The organism is uncultured Sunxiuqinia sp. (assembly GCF_963974515.1).
GTDB lineage: Bacteria > Bacteroidota > Bacteroidia > Bacteroidales > Prolixibacteraceae > Sunxiuqinia.
The window spans coordinates 35,559-54,883 of the sequence record NZ_CAXBDD010000002.1; the positions used below are offsets into that span (position 1 = coordinate 35,559).

The window sequence follows — 19,325 nt, forward strand, 5'->3', positions numbered from 1 at the left end:
CTTCAAGTCATCACCTGAGTCATTACGCCACCACAACATACGTAACAACTATGGCTTTTTAATTGTCACGAATCCTGTACGCGACATATTTCCCCAGCCATTTCGATTCTTTTTGAAGAAATACTCAAAGTTTCCTTTTAAAGAAAAGAAGCTGTTAACCAGGTTAAACGTGAAAGCTTCAATCCATGCAATAAATAATAGCTTGACGATATGATTTGTTTTGGTGTATTTGTGATAAGCAAAATGGTCGCACAAAATAGCCCAGGTAGAAAATGCAATTCCAAAAAAGTAAACAAAAAGTAACAGAACCAGAAAAAATGGCCAGTTAACATGGTCTATGATCACCAGGTAAGTAAAATAGAAAATACCAAGCGTCTGAATCATGGGGGCCAACCACTCATAGAGGACGGTGGTCGGCATGCTTAGCAAGCCAACAATCTTGTAACGGGGATTAAACCACATTTTCCGGTGGTTAACCATACAATCAATCAAGCCTCGGGTCCAGCGAGTACGTTGCCTGCCAAATACTCGCCAGTCTTCCGGCACTTCAGTCCAGCTCATCGGATGCGGAACTAATATTACGCGGTGCTTCTCATCGCGGTCGTACATGTATTTTCGCATCCGGATGATTAGGTCCATGTCTTCTCCAACCGTTTTGGTACTGTAACCGCCACATTTCAAAACCAGTTCGCGGTCAAACATGCCCAAAGCTCCGGAAATGAGGATCATTCCATTCAGCTTTTTCCAGGCCAATCTCGAAAGCAGGAAAGCTCTGTTGTATTCCAGCACCTGAAATCGGGCCAGGAAATTTTTTGGAATCTTTACGTTAATCAGATGTCCCTTCCTAAATTCACAGGAGTTGGCTACCCGGATCGTACCACCAGTGGCAATCACTTTCGAATCAGAATATTCCAGGAATGGCTTTATCAGGTATTGAATGACATATGGATCAATAATGGTATCCACATCAATGGTCATAAAATACTCCCCTTTGGCAATACTGATTCCAGCGTTCAGCGCATCCGATTTACCGCCATTTTCTTTATCAACAATAATTAAGTTGGAGTAAGTTTCCAGGTTTGATCGGTAAATTCCTCTGATTTCTTTACAATCGAGCACCGAATTGACTGCAAAATTGACTTTTACCAGCTCAAAAGCATCAATGGCTGTTTGCAGTGTTTCATCCTTGCTGCCATCATTAACAACAATGATTTCGTATTTAGGATAGCGAAGGTGCAACAAGCCGTTGATATTCTCAACAATGGTCCTTTCCTCGTTAAATGCCGGAGCAACGATTGAAACCCAGGGAACCCGGTCGTATACCATCAATGATTTATATTGAGCCAGTTTATTTTCGCGCACGACTTTTCGCAGTTCAAACAGCGCAACAATCGCCAGAATCAAATAATGAACAACGATCAGGATCGCGTACACGAGGAATATATACTCAAGGACGACAAGGATAAGTTTAATCATGCTACATGTTTATTTCTTGGTTCAGCCACATGTTTGATAAATACCGCAATTTTCCCTCCAAGCTCTTCATTCAGCAGCCAAAGCCTTTGCTCTCCATAGCCCGAAAATTTGTAGAGCAGTTTGACGGCTTCAAAAACTTCGTCAAATGATCCCTTGCGTACACGCTCTTCAACGAATGATATATCATCATCTTCAATAAAATGCTTCATTGACCGAAGAATCTCCAACTTTACCGGATGACATTCATCAACGTACCTGTTCTTCATGAGGACCTTTATCCGGTAATATTCCAAGGCCCTAAGCGTTACGATTGCCTCCTGCCTGACTTCCGGATTCTCGTCCAACAAACATTTCGTAACGTCTCTGACAGCATCCAGCTGATTGTAAATGGATATCATCCGAAGCAGGAACAAACGCACCTGCAAATCTGAATGCTTTAACATGGGAGCCATAGGCGGTGGAGAAATGCCATTAAAATACATGGTATAGTAAATACTTAGCGAGTCCCACCTAACAAACGAGTATTTCAACTCCATCAAAAATCCGAAAGGATTCTTATCGTCCAGCAACATGTAGGAAAGAATGGCTTCAGTCCGAACGTACTGATGGTTGTCGTTGATGTATTTTTCGATTTCTGTCTTAAAGGCTCTTCTCCCGAGAAAAGCCAATTCCCTTAGACCGACAGAGCGGCGATACCAGTTGCCGTACTTGATTTTGCGCAGCGATACTTTATGGAGTTGCAGTACTTGATACAGTGCCTTGATCTTAATTGAGCCCTCGCCCGTGAAATTTCGCTTGCCCTCAATCAAGACATCAATAATAATCTGTTTGTCTTTTGATGATTTGTATTGGCTTAGCAGTTCAACAATCGCTGCTTCTTCATGATCATCTAAGTCATCGTAAAAATACGGCGAAACGATGTCAATAATTTCCTTCCGCTTGTACTTGTAGTAGCTTTTCTTTCTATTGAAAATCGAGTTTGAAACAACGGTAACAACTACAACGAAGGCAATATTAAACAGGAAAAATAGGGCAAATAAGGCCAGGTAAAACAATAGACTATACCCGAGCGAAATTTTATCAACAAAGGCAAAGAAATCACTTATAACACCTTTATAAAAAAGGAATAATATTTTGGTTGTACCGCCGCCCGACTTGATTACTTCTGATGGGTTCTCCTGCGCTATTCCCCGCGCGTCTAAACGAATACTCGCATTCTGTAGTGCAATTCCTCCATCTTCACTTGTTTGAACCAAATCAGCTGCCGCATTCGTTTCCGGAAAACTAACAGCTGCCTGAATCTCCTGAACTTGTCCCCATAAAAAGAACAAAGAATGAATAACAATAAAGATTCCTCCCCTCAAAAAATAACGCCCAAATTTCTTCATCTTAAATTTTTATACCTACTTCACATTCACTTTCCCGTCCCACAAAAATTTAAAATCCCTGTTATCCCAACAATCGCTTTATTCGAGCACTTAACTCCCCGGCCCGAAAGGGTTTAACGATGAAATCATTCGCTCCAATATTAAAAACATTGGCAATGACATCTTCTTCATGTGTTGATGAAATCGCCATTACCGGAACTGTGTCCGATATCTTGTCCCTTACATATTGAATAAGTTCACTTCCATTCAAAAACGGCATATATAAGTCCGTTATCAAAAGATCAAAAGAATTAGAGCTCAAAAATTCAATGGCCTCCTCCCCATTATTAAAAACCTCCACACGAAAGCCATCCTTCGCCATGCGATATTCTAATACCTTGCTAAGCAAATCATTATCCTCTACAATAACAATTGTTTTTTTCTTATTAAGGTCAAGATTATCCATACTTATTTCTAATTCTTCTTGAATTTATGAGACTCTTTAATATAAATTTTGACGTGCCAATAATACAAATTAAAATTCATATTTCATATCAAATCATGAGATTATTGATAAGTCCACCGCGATATGCCTTCTCTTGTGCAGATAAAACCCCAAGCTATCCTTCTACAAAATAACGCAGCTGATCGAGCATGATTGGCACATCGTCCTGGTCGATCCCCTGGCGAAGCAACTGTGGCAGGTCTTCCTCGAAAACGTCCATGAATTCAGATTCGGAAAAACCGTTTTTTGAAATGGATTGCTTGTAGTAGTCCAGCGCTGCTTTCCGCTTATTCATGCTCCACTGCACGTGTCCCATGTTCATCAGATCGTGCTTGCTCGGCTGTTCTTGAATCAGCTTAAGGAAGTAATTTTCAGCCTGCTCTTTTTTTCCGGTTAAAAACGAACACCAGCCAATGGGGCGCCATACTTTCTTGTTTCCGGGAGCCAGGTATTCTACTTTGAAATAACATTTTAGTGCTTCGTCAAATTGCTCAAGCTCAAGCAAACAGTGCCCCACGTTTAACTGATTATTCAAATCGTCGGCATTCAGTCTTTCAGCCTCTTTGTAATATTCCAATGCTTTGGCTGGCTGCTTGAGATTTCGGTAACAAAGAGCAATCTTTTTCAGATTCCACAAGCGATTGGGCTCATACAATTCCGCTTCGAGGTATGCTTCCAGCGCCTTTTGAAAGTTGCCCTGCTTTTGATGGCAAAAGGCAATTTTTTGAAGCAGTTCGCCATCTTTCTTAATGGTCAGCAGGTAGCCAAAAATACCGGATGCTTCTTCAAAATAATTCTTCGAAAAATAGTATTCCGCAATGTTCCGAAGCATGTTCTCGTCTTCTTTCAGAATACTGCCCAAGGTTTTTTGGTTATGAAAATCAAACCGCCAGTTAAAAACGTCCTCAAAATCACTTTTCCGCGGATGTAGTTTATAAAAGCGGTACAAATCCTGGATGTATTGGTTGGAAATATCCCCGGCTTTCCTTCCGGGATCAGTCAGTCCTTCGTCACTTTCAATTTCACGCAGCTGTTCCATCTCTGCTTTCAGTCCCTGGATCATAAATTCGCGGTTCTCTTTTGGCAGGTTGTGAATACTCAGGCTAAACGAGTATTTGTCAGAATTGCACAAAATTGGTGCATTGGCAATTGTATCTACAAACATTCGGTTGACCTCAGTCGACACATCAAGCACTTGGGCTAGTTCAGGGTTTTCTGCAAAGAATGGAATAAACCAGTTGGCAAGTTCATTAAAAAAGGGAAACGATTTCAACAGGGCGAATGATCCGAGAAACACATCAGCTCCTTCCATCTGCAATTCTGACAACTCCTCCATTTTGTCCATCAATCCCGGCGAGTCCATAAAAATTTCCTGCCATTCGGGATTTTTATCTTCCGAAAGTCCTTCTTCCATCAAACTATCAAGATTGAGCTTATCTTTCAGTATGGGGCTAATCTTGATCATTTCGGGCAGCAGTTCATCGCGAATCCGCTGTTGAAGTTTCTCGGCTTCCTTACTCCGGATTAATTGGACAATGATGCGTTCCAGGTTTCGTTTAAAGGCCGGATCTTCGTTTAAGAGTTCCAAACGTGCGGTAATTTCAGGATAGTAGGCCAACCGGGAATCGTATTTATAAAGGTTAATGAGCAATCCGACCAAAGCCCTTTGGGCGATGGCTGCTTCCTCCAACTCATAAGCATCGAACAGCAAGCTCAGTTTCCCATCATCAAAATAGCGCTGCTGACTTAGTATTAAGGCAGTGACAATAAATGACTTGTAAAACGAAAGAATTGCCGGGCTTGCAAAAAACTGTTTCAGAAATTTGACTTCTTCAGCATTCAGGCGATTGCGAAACCACAAATGATAAAATAACCGGAACATTTGCTGCCGGTGCTTGCCAGCTGCTTCTGATGTTGTTGAGTTGCCCACGCTTCGGTTTTCGGCTAATGCCTTTAACTCGCGGTGATGATAAAACGCCTCCAATTCGGTCAAAAACATTTCGAAATCGCTGATCCACTGACTCTCAAATCCTCTTTTCCGTTCGTATTCGATAGAAGATGAATATTTATAACGAATCGCCTCATTCACCTTATCAACCAGTTCGAAGGCCGAAACAATGAGTTTTCGATATACCTTTTGGCGCTCCGGGTCCCGCGTGCCTTCAACGGTGTATTGCAGCATGTAGTGGTAGGTTTGATCCAGCTCACGCCATTCGTCGTTCAACGCGCCCAGACCGTTTTCGTTGATGAGTTTCATCAGTTGGTCGAAGGCAGGTTTCAATTTCCGTTCGGCCAGGCTGCTGCAAATCCCGGCATATTGTCTGTGGAGTTCTTTGTCTGTCATAGCTGTTATCTCAAGTGTTAAAAGATACGAAAAACTAGTAACATCAAAAAGTACTCCAAGCCAAACCAGCCTGCCAGATGGTCAGACATGCTGCGGACTTGTTTTCACGACCAACGTATAGTAGGAAAATTTAAGACGGATAAAACGACGAAAGTCGCTTAAGTTAAACTCAAGCGACTTCGTTCGATCGATATAACATCAGGAATCTAATCCTGGTCTATTTCGTGAGGATTCAGGAAAATCAGGAAAAAAACCATCGCAAACGATAATTCATGCAGCTCACTTTCTTTTTTCAAGCCAATCAGGAGCACCATCAGCGTTGAAACGCCCATCAGAATCAGGTGTTGCTTTTTAGGTAGCGGCACCCGAAAACGATTGATCAATCGGCGGATGAATGGAACTTTCAAAACCAGTAAGCGAGAAAATACAAAGTAAATGATCAGTACCAAAAACATCAACCGGGAAAAAATCAGGATATTTATACTTTGGCCTCCAACAACCAGGTTATGTAGGTTAGTTTCGGCCTGTTTGTTATGCTCCAGGAAAAATTCGCTGCTTTCAATTCCAAACACGCGTTGTCCCCAGCTGATTTCTTCGCCGGCCGCAAAAAAGAACAAAAAGGCCAAGACCCCCCAGGTCAACAGCCAAAGTGGCTTTTTAAGTTTCCGGTATTGAAAAAACCGGTAAACGGCTATTAAACTAGAGAAAAATAAGAACAGGGCTGTGGGCCACTCCACGGGGCCATCCTCTCGCACAAAGTTCCAAAATTCGTCAACACCAACAAGATGACCCAAATACAGGCCATAACCAATAAAAATAAGCAGAATGGCTCCAACCGCCATCTCAGTACCTGCAATTAGCTTTTTTGTTTCCATAAAAACATTCGTTTAAAAATATTTTGTCTATTTTGAACTTCGTGTATCCGGGTTGAATCTTCCGGCAGTGGATTCCTCTTCAAAATAATGCGGATAAAAATAGGACAATTATTTGAAGTAGAAAAAAAAAAGAATGGCACTTTAAGCCAATAGCCTGGCCGTGTCCGTGTGGCAACAATGCTGTGCAGCAACTCGTCTTTCGGTTTCGTGGTTCTTACTTTTTGTCACTTTATCAATTCCATCAAAATGAACGAAGAAAACGAAGATCCTGTTGAAGAACTTGCTATCTTCCAAAAAGGAAGAGAGGTATTTGATCTGGTCAAAAGGATTGGGGATTTGATTCCAGAGGATAATGAACATCTTCAAGATGTGAAAGCCGAGATACTGGCAGATGCGATACCCTTGTCAGTAAAAATTGCCGGAGCAAATCACGTTGGCTTGTGCGACCTGAAAATGGAAGCGGCAGCCATTATCCGAAAGGCTGCGCGCGATTTAATGGTTAAGAGGCATTCGTTGGAAATGTATGGCTTTGCAGAAGTGGAATATTTTCAACTCGTTCGCGACTTAATGGAAGAATACCGATTGTTGTTTGTCGACTGGGTTGCCGGATTCGATCAGTGGGACTACATCATTGATCGTTGGGGTTTATTCAACCCGCCGGGTGTTGGCCCATACGACAAAGATCCGGATGATGATATTTCTCAGAATGATTTTGATTTGGAATAACAGAAAAGTGTCCATCTGGAAAATCAACAAGCAAATTCAGCCGACTTTCACTCGCCAGCCAGGTTAAAATAAAAAACTACGACTTCCATGGCCGTAGTTTTAAGATCATTACATCTAAAGAAAGATTGTCGAAAACGAGGCTATTAGAATGATTGAATAACTGCAATCAATTCGTTCTTCGTTTTGCCAATTTTATTGGCTATTGTTTTATAGAGATCATCTTTTGTTTCATGCCTCCACATCAAGTCGGCGTTGGTCAACTGAGGGTATTTATTCTTGAGGTTCATCATGATGTCGCCCCAGTTTTTAAAATCAAATTCTGTATCCATAATTTATAGTCTAATGGTTAGTCCAAATTTTCCACCCGAGAACGCATTTCCACCGCCAAGCTCAAGGTTGATTCCCACATTATCACTAAAATAATAGCGTCCACCAATTTGTGCGCCCAATCCAAGTCCCGAATTGTGAGAACCATCATAATCATTTGGTGAACTCCAGTTGTAGAAACCCAGATTTAGACCGGCATAAAAATCCCAGTCCGAAGGAATATTCAACACGGTGTTAAAATGGTAATTTGCATTTCCCAAAATTCCGATAACCGAGTGATCGTATTTGTTGCCATTCCAATTGTCGTTATAGGAACGAAAAGATAGCTCTCCGCCCAACGTAATATCCTGGTGTACGCCATGATCAAATCCCAAGTAAACGGGAACGCCCCAAGACGAAAGCCCTACCCCAACATTCAATTGTGATTCACCTTTTGAAATTGGACCTTGTGCGAAAGCTGTGCTAGTCGCGATTAGAAGGATAATCAATAAAAATTGTTTTCTCATTTTCTCGTTTTTAATCCATTTCTGGATATTTGATGATTTTCTATTTAATATTGTAAAAGCAAAAAAGAAAAATAAAGCGACGGTTGGCCGTTCAATGCAGAGTAAATCTTAACAATGAAAGCATCGTAATCAGAGGCGGGAATATGACGTGATTCAATATTTAGAATGACATCATCCGTTTAGAGAAGCATTATTTCCTCCGCAAAGATACTCTTATTATTTATAAAATAAGCTATGTAATCTAAATTTATTATTGAAGTTGAAATTGAGCCGGCAATCCAACATCTTTTGATCGGATATGAAATGCCTTTTAGCCAAGAAACAATTCCATCTCCTGAAAAGTCGGTTTTAAGTCCGTTTCTCAAAACGTAAAAAGTCGCTTAAGTTATCCTCAAGCGACTTTCAACCGGTATTTTTTAGAAGCAGGAACCTAATCCTGATCGATTTCGTACGGATTCAAGAAAATCATAAAAAAGACCATGGCAAAGGACAATTCGTGCAGCTCGCTTTCCTTTTTTAAACCAATCAAGAGTACCATTACCGTAGAGACTCCCATCAGAATCAGGTGTTGCTTTTTAGGTAGCGGCACCCGAAATTGATTCACCAGACGCCTAATTACAGGAACTTTCAAAACCAAGATCCTGGAAAAAACAAAGTAGATAATCAACACCAAAAACATCAGCCGGGAGAAAATAAGGATATTAATATTTTGTCCTCCAACAATGAGGTTGTGCAGGTTGGTCTCAGCTTGTTTGTTGTTTTCCAGAAAAAAATCGCTACTTTCAATTCCAAATACACGTTGTCCCCAGCTGATTTCCTCGCCAGCTGCAAAAAAGAATAAAACGGCCATGGCTCCCCAAGTGATCAGCCAGAGCGGCTTCTTCAGTTTCCGGAATTGAAAAACCCAATATACACCAATCATACTACAGAAAAATAAAAACAAAGCTGTAGCCCATTCTGCCGGTCCATCCTCTCTGACATATTCCCAAAATTCTTCAACGCCAACAAGGTGGCCGAGATACAAACCATACGCTATAAAAATGAGCAGCGCGGCTCCCACCACCATTTCGGTCCTTGTAATCAGTTTTCTTATATCCATCGTTACATTCTTTAAAAAATCAATTTTTTCTTGTTTTCAACTCAGTTGATTCCGGTTTATCCGCCGGAATAAGATTTTCCCTTCAATATAGTGCGCGCAAAAATATGACAAATATTCAAGGGAGGAAAAAAACATCATCACTTTAAATCTTCACGGCGATTAAAGTCACAAATGCGATACATCATTTCAAAGTTGCATGAGAACTTGTTATTTGTGCGTCGGGCATCTGCTTTCGTTGGTTAATCAACTTATATATGATAATCAAATCCAAATTTTTTTGTGCTCGTTTGTTTTGTATTCAGAAAAACTTCCTACTTTTGTTCGTAGTTTTACGAACAAATATCATGAAAGAAACAATTGTATTTACAGAAGAACTGGTTCAGGCGGCACGCTTTGCCAAGGCCATAGGCCATCCGGTGCGGCTTTACGTGCTGGAATTGCTAAACAAGCAGGCTTGCTGCTATAGTGGCGACTTATCGGACGTGCTACCCATCGCCAAATCGACTCTGTCGCAGCATCTGAAAGAACTGAAAGACGCAGGGTTGATTCAAGGTGAAATTGAAGCACCCAAAATCAAATACTGCATCAACCGTGAAAACTGGGCAAAAGCGCAGGCCTTGTTTCAGAAATTTTTGAATCGATAAAAAAAATTTAACCCAATCGTTCGCTATTTTGCGAATTACGAATAAAAACAAAAATCAATGGATTATCAGAATTTGAAACCAATTCAAATGGACATCAAAGTCCTGGGGACTGGTTGTCCCAAATGTAAATCGCTTGAAAAAGCGACCCGCGAAGCCGTTGCCGAAGCTGGCATTTCTGCTTCTGTTACCAAAGTCGAAGATATTGTGGAGATTATGAATTACGGGGTGATGACCACTCCTGCCCTCGTTGTCGACGGGAAAGTGCTTGTCAAAGGGAAAGTCCCCACGGTTGCCGAAATCAAAACATTACTAACCAAATAATCATCAAAAATGAAAAAGCTAACGCTTATTTTAATCATCGCCCTGTGGGCCGGAGTTTTATCAGCCAGCGCGCAATGTTGCGACTCAAAAGTTGCCGAACTAACCAGCACGGAAGTGACCTTGGCGGAACAAGCCACTGGAGCAGGCGTAAAAGCCTATTATTTTCATGCCACCCGCCGCTGCGTCACGTGCCAAGCCGTTGAAAAAGTAACAAAAGAAGCCCTGAAAGAACATTACGGAGACCAAGTTGCTTTTTTGTCAATCGACCGCGAAGAAGATAGCGAGAACCCCTTGCTTGAGAAATACAAAGTGAACGGCCAAACGCTGCTGATTGTGAGCGGCGACAAAGTAAAGAACCTGACCAACGATGCTTTCCTGAACGCCCGGACCAATCCTGACAAGTTCAAGGCCAAGCTGAAATCAACCATCGATTCAATGAAATAAGCTTATGGAGCTTTTGCAAAATTTCCTGGAAAATTCGCAATTTCCATTGTTTACCGCTTTTATACTGGGACTGATGACTGCCGTCAGTCCCTGCCCTTTGGCAACCAACATTACCGCCATTGGCTACATCAGCAAAGACCTGGAAAGTCGGAAAAAAGTGTTTTACAATGGGCTGGTGTACACGCTTGGACGTGCTGTTTCCTACACGGCCATTGGCTTGCTTTTCTTCTTTGGGGCCGGACAGTTTCATCTGGAAGGATTCTTTCAAAGCTGGGGTGAAAAACTTTTGGGGCCGATACTCATCCTTATCGGCTTGTTTATGCTTGGCATGCTAAACTTTATCCAAATTCCGGGACTCAACAACTTGACCGGTAAAATGGAAAGTCGCGCCAATAAAGGCTTTTGGGGCGTCTTACTGCTGGGTATTGTATTTGCGCTGGCTTTTTGTCCTTACAGTGGCGTCCTGTATTTTGGAATGCTGATCCCCATGACCATCAGCAGTGCATCGGGACTTTATCTGCCCGTCGTTTTTGCGCTGGCTACTGGCATTCCGGTCATTCTGTTTGCCTGGTTAATTGCTTTTTCGGTCGGTTCAATTGGAGGCGTTTACAACAAAATGAAGACCGTTGAGCGATGGTTTCGCCGCGTGGTAGCCGTGTTGTTTATCGGCGTAGGGATCTACTATGTCTGGGTCATGTTCTTATAAAAAATTTGAATCGCATGTTCGTGTTTTTGCGAACAACTTAGATCATCGTTTCATGCAGAAGAATAAAAAAATAAAGCTGATTGTATCCATCGCACTTGTCCTGCCGCTGTTGGGGCTAGTTTACTACTTTCTCCAACCCTTGGTCAATTATTTGACGTACGATCTGGTTGGATTAAAAGCGGAAAGCCACCTTGGCGAAGCCATCAACTTCTTTATCTACGACACCATTAAGATTCTGATCCTCTTATTCCTGATCAGCTCATTGATGGGAGCAGTCAACGCTTATTTTCCGGTTGACAGACTGCGCATTTACCTGACGACAAAGAAGATGTATGGGCTACAATATTTGTTCGCCTCATTATTTGGCGCCATCACTCCCTTTTGTTCCTGTTCGTCTATTCCGCTTTTTATCGGTTTTGTCAAAGGTGGAATACCGCTTGGGGTAACTTTCGCATTTTTGATCACCTCTCCCTTGGTTAATGAAGTTGCAGTTGCGATGTTTCTCGGGCTGTTTGGAATTAAAGTGACCTTGATTTACTCCCTCAGCGGGATTCTTTTGGGAACAATCGGCGGATTTATCTTGGGAAAATTAAAGCTGGACCGCTACCTCAGCGACTGGGTCAAAGAGATTCAAGCCAATTCGGAACAAGAATCGGAAAAATGGGAAATAGACCGAACGCCGTTTATCGACCGGCTGCCAAGTATCATACGCGAAGGATGGGACATTGTGCGCAAAGTGTTGGTGTACGTGTTGATTGGGATTGCGATTGGCGCGGCCATGCATGGTTATGTGCCCGAGAATTTCTTTACGGAATTTCTTTCAGCTGATAAATGGTACGCCGTACCCCTTGCGGTAATCCTTGCTGTACCCATGTACGCCAACGCTGCCGGAATTGTCCCGGTCATTCAGGTATTTGTTGCCAAAGGCGTTCCGCTGGGAACCGGTATCGCTTTTATGATGGCAGTTGTGGGCCTTTCATTGCCCGAAGCAACCCTTCTGAAAAAAGTGATGAAGTGGAAGCTGATTGGTATTTTCTTCGGCACAATCACGGTGTTCATCATTTTATTGGGATACCTATTCAACTGGATATTATAAACTAAACACAAGAAAAGAAAATGGATAGACGAAAAGCAATGAAGATAACTGCTGGCGTTATTGCCGGAGGTGGAGCCGGATTGTTGACACTTTCGCAAGCATTTAAACCAAAAAGCCAGCTCCAGGCAGCGCCACACAAACTGAAGTTTACCCCTACGGAAAGCAATTGGAAATATGAGCCACTCGATCCTTCCGTTACTGCTGAGCTGGCCTATCAATCCTACAGCGAGGGAAGTTGCATGTACGCCACCGTCACGAGTATCATCTCTCAACTGGCTGAAAAATTTGGCGAACCGTTTGTGTCATTCCCCACCCATCTATTTAAATATGGGCACGGTGGCATTGGTGGCTATGGCTCGGTATGCGGCACGTTAAACGGTGCGGCGGCGCTCATTGGTTTGCTCATTACCGACAAAAATGTTCAGGATCAGATGATCACCGATCTCTTTCAATGGTATGAAAAAGAACCGCTGCCGGAATTTAGACCTCAAAAAGCCAATTTTGAATTTTCGCCTCCCACCGCCGTTTCCAATTCAGTTTTGTGCCACGCTTCAAATACAAATTGGAGCAAGCAATCAGGATATAAGATAAGCAGCAAGGAACGAAAAGAAAGGTGCCGGCGCCTGACCGCCGATGTGGCAAAAAAAGTGACCGCTGCGCTCAATGAAATTCATACCGATGCCTACATAGCAGGGATTCATAGCAACGAAACCGTGAGCACCTGCGTAGCATGTCATGGAGGAGACGGCAAACTGGATAACACGGCTGTCAAGATGAGTTGTAATTCGTGCCACTCCGAATCTATTGGGCACAGGGTTTTCTCAGATGTACATTACAAATTCATGAAGGAATAAAATAAAATATACGTAGGATTGCCTAATGTCATTAAAGAGTCATTAAGTTGATTTGAGACGATCAGTGACGATGAATGACAATAATTGACAGCCAATACAGAACAAATAGGCAAGTAAGCGGACAATCATGAAGAATAAAAGCGGTAACCAAATAAATCATTAACGTATGAAATCAAAATCAATCGGTTTTATTGGCGGAGGACGAATCACCCGGATTTTCCTCCAGGGGCTTTCCGAAAAAAAAGCTTTACCCGAAGTAGTCCATGTGTTTGAACCCAATGCCGAAACGATCGAAGTGCTGCAAGCTGATTTTCCGGTCGTAACGGCAGTCACTACAGCTCCTGAGGCGGCTGCACAGGGAATCGTTTTTATTGCAGTGCACCCTCCTGTTGTTATGGAGACTTTGCAGGCCATTAAAGACGCGATGGCCGAAGAAACGCTTGTGATTTCGCTCGCGCCTAAAATCAGCCTGGAAAAGATGGCATCCATCCTGCCAACAAAAAAACTTGCACGGATGATTCCCAATGTGACTTCGTATATCAACGAAGGTTATAACCCCATTGCTTTTGCCTCCGAATTCGATAAAAAAGAAAAAAAGCAGCTGCTAAAATTCCTAAAGAAGTTGGGCAAAACCTTCGAAACGGAAGAAGCCAAGCTCGAGAGCTATGCGATTGTTTCGGCTATGCTTCCCACTTATTTCTGGTTCCAATGGCAAGCCATGCACGATGTGGCGCTGCAAACCGGCTTGTCGGAAAAGGAAGCAAACAAAGCCGTCAAGGCTTCGCTTGAAAAAGCCATCAAGCTTTATTACAAATCCGGCCTCACCCCTGCTGAAGTGATGGACTTGATTCCAGTTAAACCCATTGGTGAGCACGAAACTGAAATCACCGAAATGTATCAAACCAAGCTGATGGGCTTGTTTGGGAAGATCAAACCGTAAAGACTTTCGCAAAGAGGCTGAAATGATCTATTTCAGCCTCTTTTATTATTTTCAAAAAAAGATGTCGTAAAAAAGCGACATTTTGAAATTGTGTCGTATATTTGCGACATATATTCTTCAACAATGACCAAGGTTAATTTATTTGAAAAAGATTTGCAGGAAACAGCGGCGATTTTCAAAGCGCTGTCGCATCCGGCCCGTTTGGCGATTTTAAAGTACCTGGCCGAAACCAAAGTTTGTATCTCAGGAGATATTTCGGATGAACTTCCCCTGAGCCGGACAACAGTTCACCAGCATTTAAAGGAACTAAAGAAACTAAATCTCATCGTGGGAGAGATTCAAGGCGCTAAAACCAATTATTGCCTGAACGCTGATACACTCCTAAAGGTGAAAGAGAGCCTGGATGGTTTTCTCACCGAAATTGATTGTTGTACCAATTCAAAATGTTAAAAATGAAAGTATTGATTCTTTGCACCGGAAACAGTTGCCGCAGCCAAATGGCTCACGGCTTTTTACAATCGTTCGACCCCAACATCACCGTATGTTCAGCGGGCACCGAAGCTTCGGGAAAATTGAACCAGAAAGCCGTTACTGCCATGAAAGAGATTGGCATTGATATTAGTCACCACACATCCGATTCGGTGGAGAAGTACCTTGCTGATGAGTGGGATTATGTGGTTACCGTATGCGGAGGCGCCAACGAAGCCTGCCCGGCCTTTATGGGCAAAGTAAAACACCGGTTGCACATCGGCTTTGATGACCCGTCGCATGCCGTTGGAACCGAAGAATTCATCTGGAGCGAATTTATCCGCGTTCGTGACGAAATTAAAGCCGGATTCTGGAAACTCTACACTGAACAAATTGAACCTCAATTATGAAAGCCGAAGATTTAAAACAAGTGGTCAGGGAAAAATACGGCAGCATTGCCAGCCAAAGTCTTCTGACGGCGCCGCAAAGCTGTTGTGGTACTGGAGGTTGTTGTGGTGAACTCGAATTCAGCATGATTGGCGATGAATACCAACATGTGGCCGGCTACAACAAGGATGCTGACCTGGGCCTGGGTTGTGGTTTGCCAACCGAATTTGCTGGAATTGAAAAGGGAGACCAGGTGCTGGATTTGGGGTCGGGAGCGGGTAATGACTGCTTTGTAGCCCGCAGCCTCGTGGGCCCCGATGGAAAAGTGACGGGTATCGATTTCACCGACGAGATGGTTCAAAAAGCGCGGCAAAATCTGGTGAAAACCGGATTTCAAAACATGGAGTTTATCCAGGGAGATATTGAAAATATGCCCCTTCCGGACAACGCTTACGATGTGGTGATCAGTAATTGTGTGCTGAACCTGGTGCCGGACAAGCAAAAAGCCTTTGGTGAAATTTACAGGGTATTGAAGCCCGGCGGACATTTTTGCATTTCGGACGTGGTGATTACCGGCACTTTGCCCGCAAAGCTGCAGGAAGCAGCTGAACTGTATGCCGGCTGTGTGTCAGGTGCCTTGCCCATCGATGAGTACCTGAAATTGATTCGCGAGCAAGGCTTTTCGCAGCCCGAAATCAAAAAGCAACGAAAAATAGCGATTCCGGAGCAGGTGCTCCTGCAATACCTGAGTGAACTGGAGCTGGCAGATTATCAAGCCACCGATGCCGGAATTTACAGTATCACCGTTAACGCTTCAAAATAGAACAAAACACCCCACATAACAACAATCATCATGACCCAGGAGAAAAAACAAATTGGATTCTTCGAGAAATACCTTACCCTCTGGGTGGCATTGTGCATTGGAGCCGGAATTCTCATCGGCAATTTTGCAGGCGAAAGTGTTAGCATGCTAAGCAGCTGGGAAGTCTTTAAAGTCAATATACCCGTAGCTATTTTGGTTTGGCTCATGATTTACCCCATGATGCTACAAGTCGACTTTTCGAGTATCAAAAGTGTTGGGAAACGTCCCAAAGGCTTGATATTGACACTGGTTATCAACTGGCTGATCAAGCCTTTTACCATGGCTTTTTTCGCCTGGATTTTCTTTACCAAAATTTACGCGGCGTGGATCAGTCCCGAAATGGCTGGTGAATACATTGCCGGAGCCATTCTGCTGGGGGCCGCGCCCTGCACAGCCATGGTCTTTGTGTGGAGCTACCTTACCGATGGCGACCCCAACTATACGCTGGTACAGGTGTCGGTCAACGACCTGATCATCTTGGTGGCTTTTGTACCCATTGTGGGCTTGCTGCTGGGCATTACCAATGTGCAGGTTCCGTACGATACGCTGGTAGCGAGCGTACTGATTTTTGTGGTGGTTCCGCTGTTGGCCGGCTACCTCACGCACAAAATATTAATTGACCGCAAAGGCGAAACCTGGTTCAAGGAAAACTTTTTGCCCCGGTTCAAACCCGTTTCTATTTTGGCTTTATTGCTCACCTTGATTTTGCTGTTTGCCTTCCAGGGAAATACGATTACCGAAAACCCGCTGATTATTCTGCTGGTGGCTATTCCGCTGGTCATTCAAACCTATTTCATCTTTTTTGTGGCTTGGTTTGGCGGTCGAAAATTGAAACTGCCGCATGCCATTTGCTCCCCAGCCGCCATGATAGGCGCCAGCAACTTTTTCGAACTGGCCGTAGCGGTTGCCATTGCGCTGTTTGGGCTTCAGTCGCCCGCAGCACTGGTTACCGTTGTGGGGGTTTTGGTTGAAGTTCCCGTTATGCTTTCGCTGGTGGCACTGGCAAATAAGTGGAAGTATTAACCCGAATTCATGCAAAAACGCAGTGAATTGAGTAACTGAGCGATGGGTCGTGCGGTACAATTCCGAAAAATTCGTGAATTTTTCGGATTAAACTTTGCGGCCCGGCCTCTTGTTTGAATACCCAAAAATACGAGTATGAGTGAATTTTGGAATGAACGATTTGCCGCCGAAGAATATGCTTACGGCACGGAACCCAATATGTTTTTCAGACAGGAGCTGAACAAGCTGATAGCCGGTACCATTTTGTTACCCGGCGAAGGTGAAGGACGCAACGCCGTATTTGCAGCCCAAAACAAGTGGCAGGTCACGGCTTTCGACACCAGCACCGAAGGAAAGAAAAAAGCGGAGCAGCTGGCCACCGCCCGGCAGGTGAAAATCGAATACCAGCTGGATTCGTATGATACCATTCGACTGGAGCCGGAGGCTTTCGACTGTGTGGCGCTCATCTTTACACACATGCCGCTACCCCAACGCCAGGGTTTTATCCAAAGACTGAAAGCTGCTCTTAAGGCAGGAGGCACAGTCATTTTGGAAGGTTTTTCCAAGTCGCAAATCCACAACAACTCCGGCGGCCCCAGAGACATTGACCTGTTATTTTCGAAGGAAGAACTGCAAGCAGATTTCGCCGGTTTCGCCAATGTCAACATTTCGGAAGCCGATGTGGAATTGGACGAAGGGCCCTTTCATAAAGGAAAAGCCCATGTCATTCGGCTGGTGGCAGTGAAATAAATGTGCTATTCGAATTTGGAACTTAAAATTTCTTTTACGCAAAGGCGCAAAGCCGCGTATTGGATTGACTCGAAACCTCTAAGTCTAAACGTTCCCCCGAGCTGTCCCGTTTTGAGTATGCATCAATATAAAACTGTTTGTACATGCACAAATCTTTTTTCACCGGCATAGTCGTGTGCTGAACAGTGTAGAGAATCTTTCGCCTTGGATACGATCCCTGCCCGGACAGGAGGTATCGCCTGGAATTGCATCAAGACCGTACTTCTTCCATTTCCGGGTGGTTTTATCCGATTCCGGCAAGGCCTTGAAACGTAATGCCAAAAGAGAGGCTTTTCTCGTTATGCCGCGCGACAGCAAAGCCGTACAATTCGATTTCCTTTGCGGTTGGCATCCAATCGGAGCAAAAAAATCCTTATTTTGTGGGCCTTAAATTAATTGAAGATACATGACTGATTTTAATACGATACCCTCGCCTTGCTTTGTACTGGACGAAAAGTTGTTACGTAAAAACCTGCAACTGATCAGCTCGGTTGCCGATGCTGCCGGTGTTGAAATTATTGTGGCTTTCAAGGGCTTTGCTATGTGGAGCGCCTTTTCGGTGGTGAAGGAATATATTAGCGGAGCAACAGCCAGCTCCTTGAGCGAGGCGAAACTTTGTCGCGACAAGATGAACAGCCTGGCGCATACCTACGCACCAGTGTACGATCCGGCGGAGTTTGACGAGCTGATGCAGTGCTCGAGCCACATCACCTTTAACTCACTCAGCCAGTTCGATCGTTTTCAGCCACGACTGGCCCAAGCTGGGCGGCCGATTTCAGTAGGTTTACGAATCAATCCTGAATTTTCGGAGGTGGAAACCGAATTGTACAATCCCTGTGCACCGGGTTCCCGTCTGGGTGTGATTGCCGAACAACTGCCCGATCGTTTACCCCAAGGTTTGGACGGCCTACACTTTCATACGCTTTGTGAGTCGGGATCGTACGACCTGGAAAAGACACTGGCTGCGGTGGAAGAAAAATTCGGAGTCTACCTTCAGCAGGTCAAGTGGCTCAACATGGGCGGCGGCCACCTGATGACCCGTAAGGATTACGACACCAAACATCTGATTGGCCTGCTTCAAGGCTTTAAAAGTCGTTATCCGCATTTGCATTTGATTCTGGAGCCGGGCAGCGCTTTCGCCTGGGAAACCGGCTTCCTGAAAGCCTCCGTGCTCGATGTAGTGGAGAACAAAGGCATTCAAACCGCCATGCTGAACGTGTCGTTTGCCGCACACATGCCCGATTGCCTCGAAATGCCCTACCAGCCTCGTATCCGGCAGGCCAGCTTTGGCCCGGTGAGTGGAAAACCGACCTACCGCATGGGCGGCAACAGTTGCCTGAGCGGTGACTACATGGGCTACTGGTCGTTTGACGAAGAACTACAAGTCGGCGACGTCATTATTTTTGAAGATATGATTCACTACACGATGGTGAAAACCACCTTTTTTAATGGCGTCCAACATCCGGCTATCGGAATCATCCGGGAGAATGGCGAATTTCAGTTGGTGAGGCAATTTGGATATGATGACTACAAAAGTAAGCTGAGTTAGGATTGAAAGCGACTGGCGCAGACGTCTGTGTTCCAACC

22 protein-coding genes are annotated in these 19,325 nt (G+C 44.0%); 14 read left to right on the forward strand and 8 right to left on the reverse strand.

The window, feature by feature from the left end:
* Positions 1–48: 48 nt before the first annotated feature.
* The 5 genes from AAC033_RS00850 to AAC033_RS00870 all read right to left on the reverse strand — a co-directional run bounded on the left by AAC033_RS00850 (position 49) and on the right by AAC033_RS00870 (position 6,567).
* The gene (locus AAC033_RS00850) at positions 49–1,476 is read right to left on the reverse strand and encodes a glycosyltransferase (RefSeq protein ID WP_339734360.1); all 1,428 of its coding nucleotides are present in this window, start codon (positions 1,474–1,476) and stop codon (positions 49–51) included.
* Complete coding sequence (locus AAC033_RS00855) at positions 1,473–2,864, reverse strand: HEAT repeat domain-containing protein (RefSeq protein WP_339734362.1); 1,392 nt, start codon at positions 2,862–2,864, stop codon at positions 1,473–1,475. The genes AAC033_RS00850 and AAC033_RS00855 overlap by 4 nt, the downstream gene beginning before the upstream one ends.
* 61 nt (positions 2,865–2,925) lie before the next feature.
* Entirely contained in the window at positions 2,926–3,309 is a 384-nt protein-coding gene (locus tag AAC033_RS00860) for a response regulator transcription factor (protein ID WP_339734364.1), read from the reverse strand.
* A gap of 154 nt (positions 3,310–3,463) precedes the next feature.
* Positions 3,464–5,692 (reverse strand): hypothetical protein, encoded by a 2,229-nt coding sequence (locus tag AAC033_RS00865; RefSeq protein WP_339734366.1) that lies wholly within the window; start codon positions 5,690–5,692, stop codon positions 3,464–3,466.
* 206 nt (positions 5,693–5,898) lie between these two features.
* Positions 5,899–6,567: a hypothetical protein gene (locus tag AAC033_RS00870; protein ID WP_339734368.1), complete on the reverse strand. Its 669-nt coding sequence runs from the start codon at positions 6,565–6,567 to the stop codon at positions 5,899–5,901.
* 246 nt (positions 6,568–6,813) lie between these two features.
* Between AAC033_RS00870 and AAC033_RS00875 the strand changes: the two genes are divergently transcribed.
* Entirely contained in the window at positions 6,814–7,293 is a 480-nt protein-coding gene (locus AAC033_RS00875; protein WP_339734370.1) for a hypothetical protein, read from the forward strand.
* Between the two features lie 143 nt (positions 7,294–7,436).
* On the opposite strand, the gene AAC033_RS00880 is transcribed toward AAC033_RS00875, so the two are convergent.
* From AAC033_RS00880 to AAC033_RS00890, 3 genes are all read right to left on the reverse strand, one after another.
* A complete protein-coding gene (locus tag AAC033_RS00880) occupies positions 7,437–7,622 on the reverse strand; it encodes a hypothetical protein (RefSeq protein WP_339734372.1) in 186 nt (61 codons plus the stop codon).
* A gap of 3 nt (positions 7,623–7,625) precedes the next feature.
* Positions 7,626–8,126: a hypothetical protein gene (locus AAC033_RS00885; protein WP_339734374.1), complete on the reverse strand. Its 501-nt coding sequence runs from the start codon at positions 8,124–8,126 to the stop codon at positions 7,626–7,628.
* Positions 8,127–8,556: 430 nt separating this feature from the next.
* The gene (locus AAC033_RS00890) at positions 8,557–9,225 is read right to left on the reverse strand and encodes a hypothetical protein (RefSeq protein ID WP_339734375.1); all 669 of its coding nucleotides are present in this window, start codon (positions 9,223–9,225) and stop codon (positions 8,557–8,559) included.
* Between the two features lie 344 nt (positions 9,226–9,569).
* On the opposite strand from AAC033_RS00890, the gene AAC033_RS00895 reads away from it, so the two are divergent.
* From AAC033_RS00895 to nspC, 13 genes are all read left to right on the forward strand, one after another.
* Positions 9,570–9,869, forward strand: a complete 300-nt coding sequence (locus tag AAC033_RS00895; protein WP_339734377.1) for a metalloregulator ArsR/SmtB family transcription factor — start codon at positions 9,570–9,572, stop codon at positions 9,867–9,869.
* 57 nt (positions 9,870–9,926) lie between these two features.
* Complete coding sequence (locus AAC033_RS00900; RefSeq protein ID WP_339734379.1) at positions 9,927–10,190, forward strand: thioredoxin family protein; 264 nt, start codon at positions 9,927–9,929, stop codon at positions 10,188–10,190.
* 9 nt (positions 10,191–10,199) lie between these two features.
* Entirely contained in the window at positions 10,200–10,634 is a 435-nt protein-coding gene (locus tag AAC033_RS00905; protein ID WP_339734381.1) for a nitrophenyl compound nitroreductase subunit ArsF family protein, read from the forward strand.
* 4 nt (positions 10,635–10,638) lie between these two features.
* Positions 10,639–11,340, forward strand: a complete 702-nt coding sequence (locus AAC033_RS00910; protein WP_339734383.1) for an aromatic aminobenezylarsenical efflux permease ArsG family transporter — start codon at positions 10,639–10,641, stop codon at positions 11,338–11,340.
* A 52-nt stretch (positions 11,341–11,392) separates the two neighbouring features.
* Entirely contained in the window at positions 11,393–12,436 is a 1,044-nt protein-coding gene (locus AAC033_RS00915) for a permease (protein ID WP_339734385.1), read from the forward strand.
* Between the two features lie 20 nt (positions 12,437–12,456).
* On the forward strand, positions 12,457–13,290 hold the full coding sequence (locus AAC033_RS00920) for a C-GCAxxG-C-C family protein (protein WP_339734387.1): 834 nt from the start codon (positions 12,457–12,459) through the stop codon (positions 13,288–13,290).
* A gap of 166 nt (positions 13,291–13,456) precedes the next feature.
* Positions 13,457–14,230, forward strand: a complete 774-nt coding sequence (locus AAC033_RS00925) for an NAD(P)-binding domain-containing protein (protein ID WP_339734389.1) — start codon at positions 13,457–13,459, stop codon at positions 14,228–14,230.
* Positions 14,231–14,353: 123 nt separating this feature from the next.
* Positions 14,354–14,680 carry a metalloregulator ArsR/SmtB family transcription factor gene (locus AAC033_RS00930; RefSeq protein ID WP_339734391.1) on the forward strand — a complete coding sequence of 109 codons (327 nt, stop codon included), beginning with the start codon at positions 14,354–14,356 and terminating at the stop codon, positions 14,678–14,680.
* A 2-nt stretch (positions 14,681–14,682) separates the two neighbouring features.
* Positions 14,683–15,108, forward strand: a complete 426-nt coding sequence (locus tag AAC033_RS00935; protein WP_339734393.1) for an arsenate reductase ArsC — start codon at positions 14,683–14,685, stop codon at positions 15,106–15,108.
* A complete protein-coding gene (arsM, locus tag AAC033_RS00940; RefSeq protein ID WP_339734395.1) occupies positions 15,105–15,908 on the forward strand; it encodes an arsenite methyltransferase in 804 nt (267 codons plus the stop codon). The genes AAC033_RS00935 and arsM overlap by 4 nt, the downstream gene beginning before the upstream one ends.
* Before the next feature lie 30 nt (positions 15,909–15,938).
* A complete protein-coding gene (arsB, locus tag AAC033_RS00945; RefSeq protein WP_339734397.1) occupies positions 15,939–16,970 on the forward strand; it encodes an ACR3 family arsenite efflux transporter in 1,032 nt (343 codons plus the stop codon).
* A gap of 135 nt (positions 16,971–17,105) precedes the next feature.
* Complete coding sequence (locus AAC033_RS00950; RefSeq protein WP_339734399.1) at positions 17,106–17,699, forward strand: class I SAM-dependent methyltransferase; 594 nt, start codon at positions 17,106–17,108, stop codon at positions 17,697–17,699.
* A gap of 445 nt (positions 17,700–18,144) precedes the next feature.
* Positions 18,145–19,287 (forward strand): carboxynorspermidine decarboxylase, encoded by a 1,143-nt coding sequence (nspC, locus tag AAC033_RS00955; protein WP_339734401.1) that lies wholly within the window; start codon positions 18,145–18,147, stop codon positions 19,285–19,287.
* Positions 19,288–19,325 lie beyond the last annotated feature (38 nt).

Bases quoted from the DNA above. Each gene is read 5' to 3' on its own strand.
- AAC033_RS00910 (WP_339734383.1), top strand. From the start codon at position 10,639: ATGGAGCTTTTGCAAAATTTCCTGGAAAATTCGCAATTTCCATTGTTT.
- AAC033_RS00935 (WP_339734393.1), top strand. From the start codon at position 14,683: ATGAAAGTATTGATTCTTTGCACCGGAAACAGTTGCCGCAGCCAAATG.
- AAC033_RS00915 (WP_339734385.1), top strand. From the start codon at position 11,393: ATGCAGAAGAATAAAAAAATAAAGCTGATTGTATCCATCGCACTTGTC.
- AAC033_RS00855 (WP_339734362.1), bottom strand. From the start codon at position 2,864: ATGAAGAAATTTGGGCGTTATTTTTTGAGGGGAGGAATCTTTATTGTT.
- AAC033_RS00850 (WP_339734360.1), bottom strand. From the start codon at position 1,476: ATGATTAAACTTATCCTTGTCGTCCTTGAGTATATATTCCTCGTGTAC.
- AAC033_RS00870 (WP_339734368.1), bottom strand. From the start codon at position 6,567: ATGGAAACAAAAAAGCTAATTGCAGGTACTGAGATGGCGGTTGGAGCC.
- AAC033_RS00865 (WP_339734366.1), bottom strand. From the start codon at position 5,692: ATGACAGACAAAGAACTCCACAGACAATATGCCGGGATTTGCAGCAGC.
- AAC033_RS00900 (WP_339734379.1), top strand. From the start codon at position 9,927: ATGGATTATCAGAATTTGAAACCAATTCAAATGGACATCAAAGTCCTG.
- nspC (WP_339734401.1), top strand. From the start codon at position 18,145: ATGACTGATTTTAATACGATACCCTCGCCTTGCTTTGTACTGGACGAA.
- AAC033_RS00925 (WP_339734389.1), top strand. From the start codon at position 13,457: ATGAAATCAAAATCAATCGGTTTTATTGGCGGAGGACGAATCACCCGG.
- AAC033_RS00885 (WP_339734374.1), bottom strand. From the start codon at position 8,126: ATGAGAAAACAATTTTTATTGATTATCCTTCTAATCGCGACTAGCACA.
- AAC033_RS00860 (WP_339734364.1), bottom strand. From the start codon at position 3,309: ATGGATAATCTTGACCTTAATAAGAAAAAAACAATTGTTATTGTAGAG.
- AAC033_RS00880 (WP_339734372.1), bottom strand. From the start codon at position 7,622: ATGGATACAGAATTTGATTTTAAAAACTGGGGCGACATCATGATGAAC.
- arsM (WP_339734395.1), top strand. From the start codon at position 15,105: ATGAAAGCCGAAGATTTAAAACAAGTGGTCAGGGAAAAATACGGCAGC.
- AAC033_RS00930 (WP_339734391.1), top strand. From the start codon at position 14,354: ATGACCAAGGTTAATTTATTTGAAAAAGATTTGCAGGAAACAGCGGCG.
- AAC033_RS00890 (WP_339734375.1), bottom strand. From the start codon at position 9,225: ATGGATATAAGAAAACTGATTACAAGGACCGAAATGGTGGTGGGAGCC.
- arsB (WP_339734397.1), top strand. From the start codon at position 15,939: ATGACCCAGGAGAAAAAACAAATTGGATTCTTCGAGAAATACCTTACC.
- AAC033_RS00895 (WP_339734377.1), top strand. From the start codon at position 9,570: ATGAAAGAAACAATTGTATTTACAGAAGAACTGGTTCAGGCGGCACGC.
- AAC033_RS00920 (WP_339734387.1), top strand. From the start codon at position 12,457: ATGGATAGACGAAAAGCAATGAAGATAACTGCTGGCGTTATTGCCGGA.
- AAC033_RS00950 (WP_339734399.1), top strand. From the start codon at position 17,106: ATGAGTGAATTTTGGAATGAACGATTTGCCGCCGAAGAATATGCTTAC.
- AAC033_RS00905 (WP_339734381.1), top strand. From the start codon at position 10,200: ATGAAAAAGCTAACGCTTATTTTAATCATCGCCCTGTGGGCCGGAGTT.
- AAC033_RS00875 (WP_339734370.1), top strand. From the start codon at position 6,814: ATGAACGAAGAAAACGAAGATCCTGTTGAAGAACTTGCTATCTTCCAA.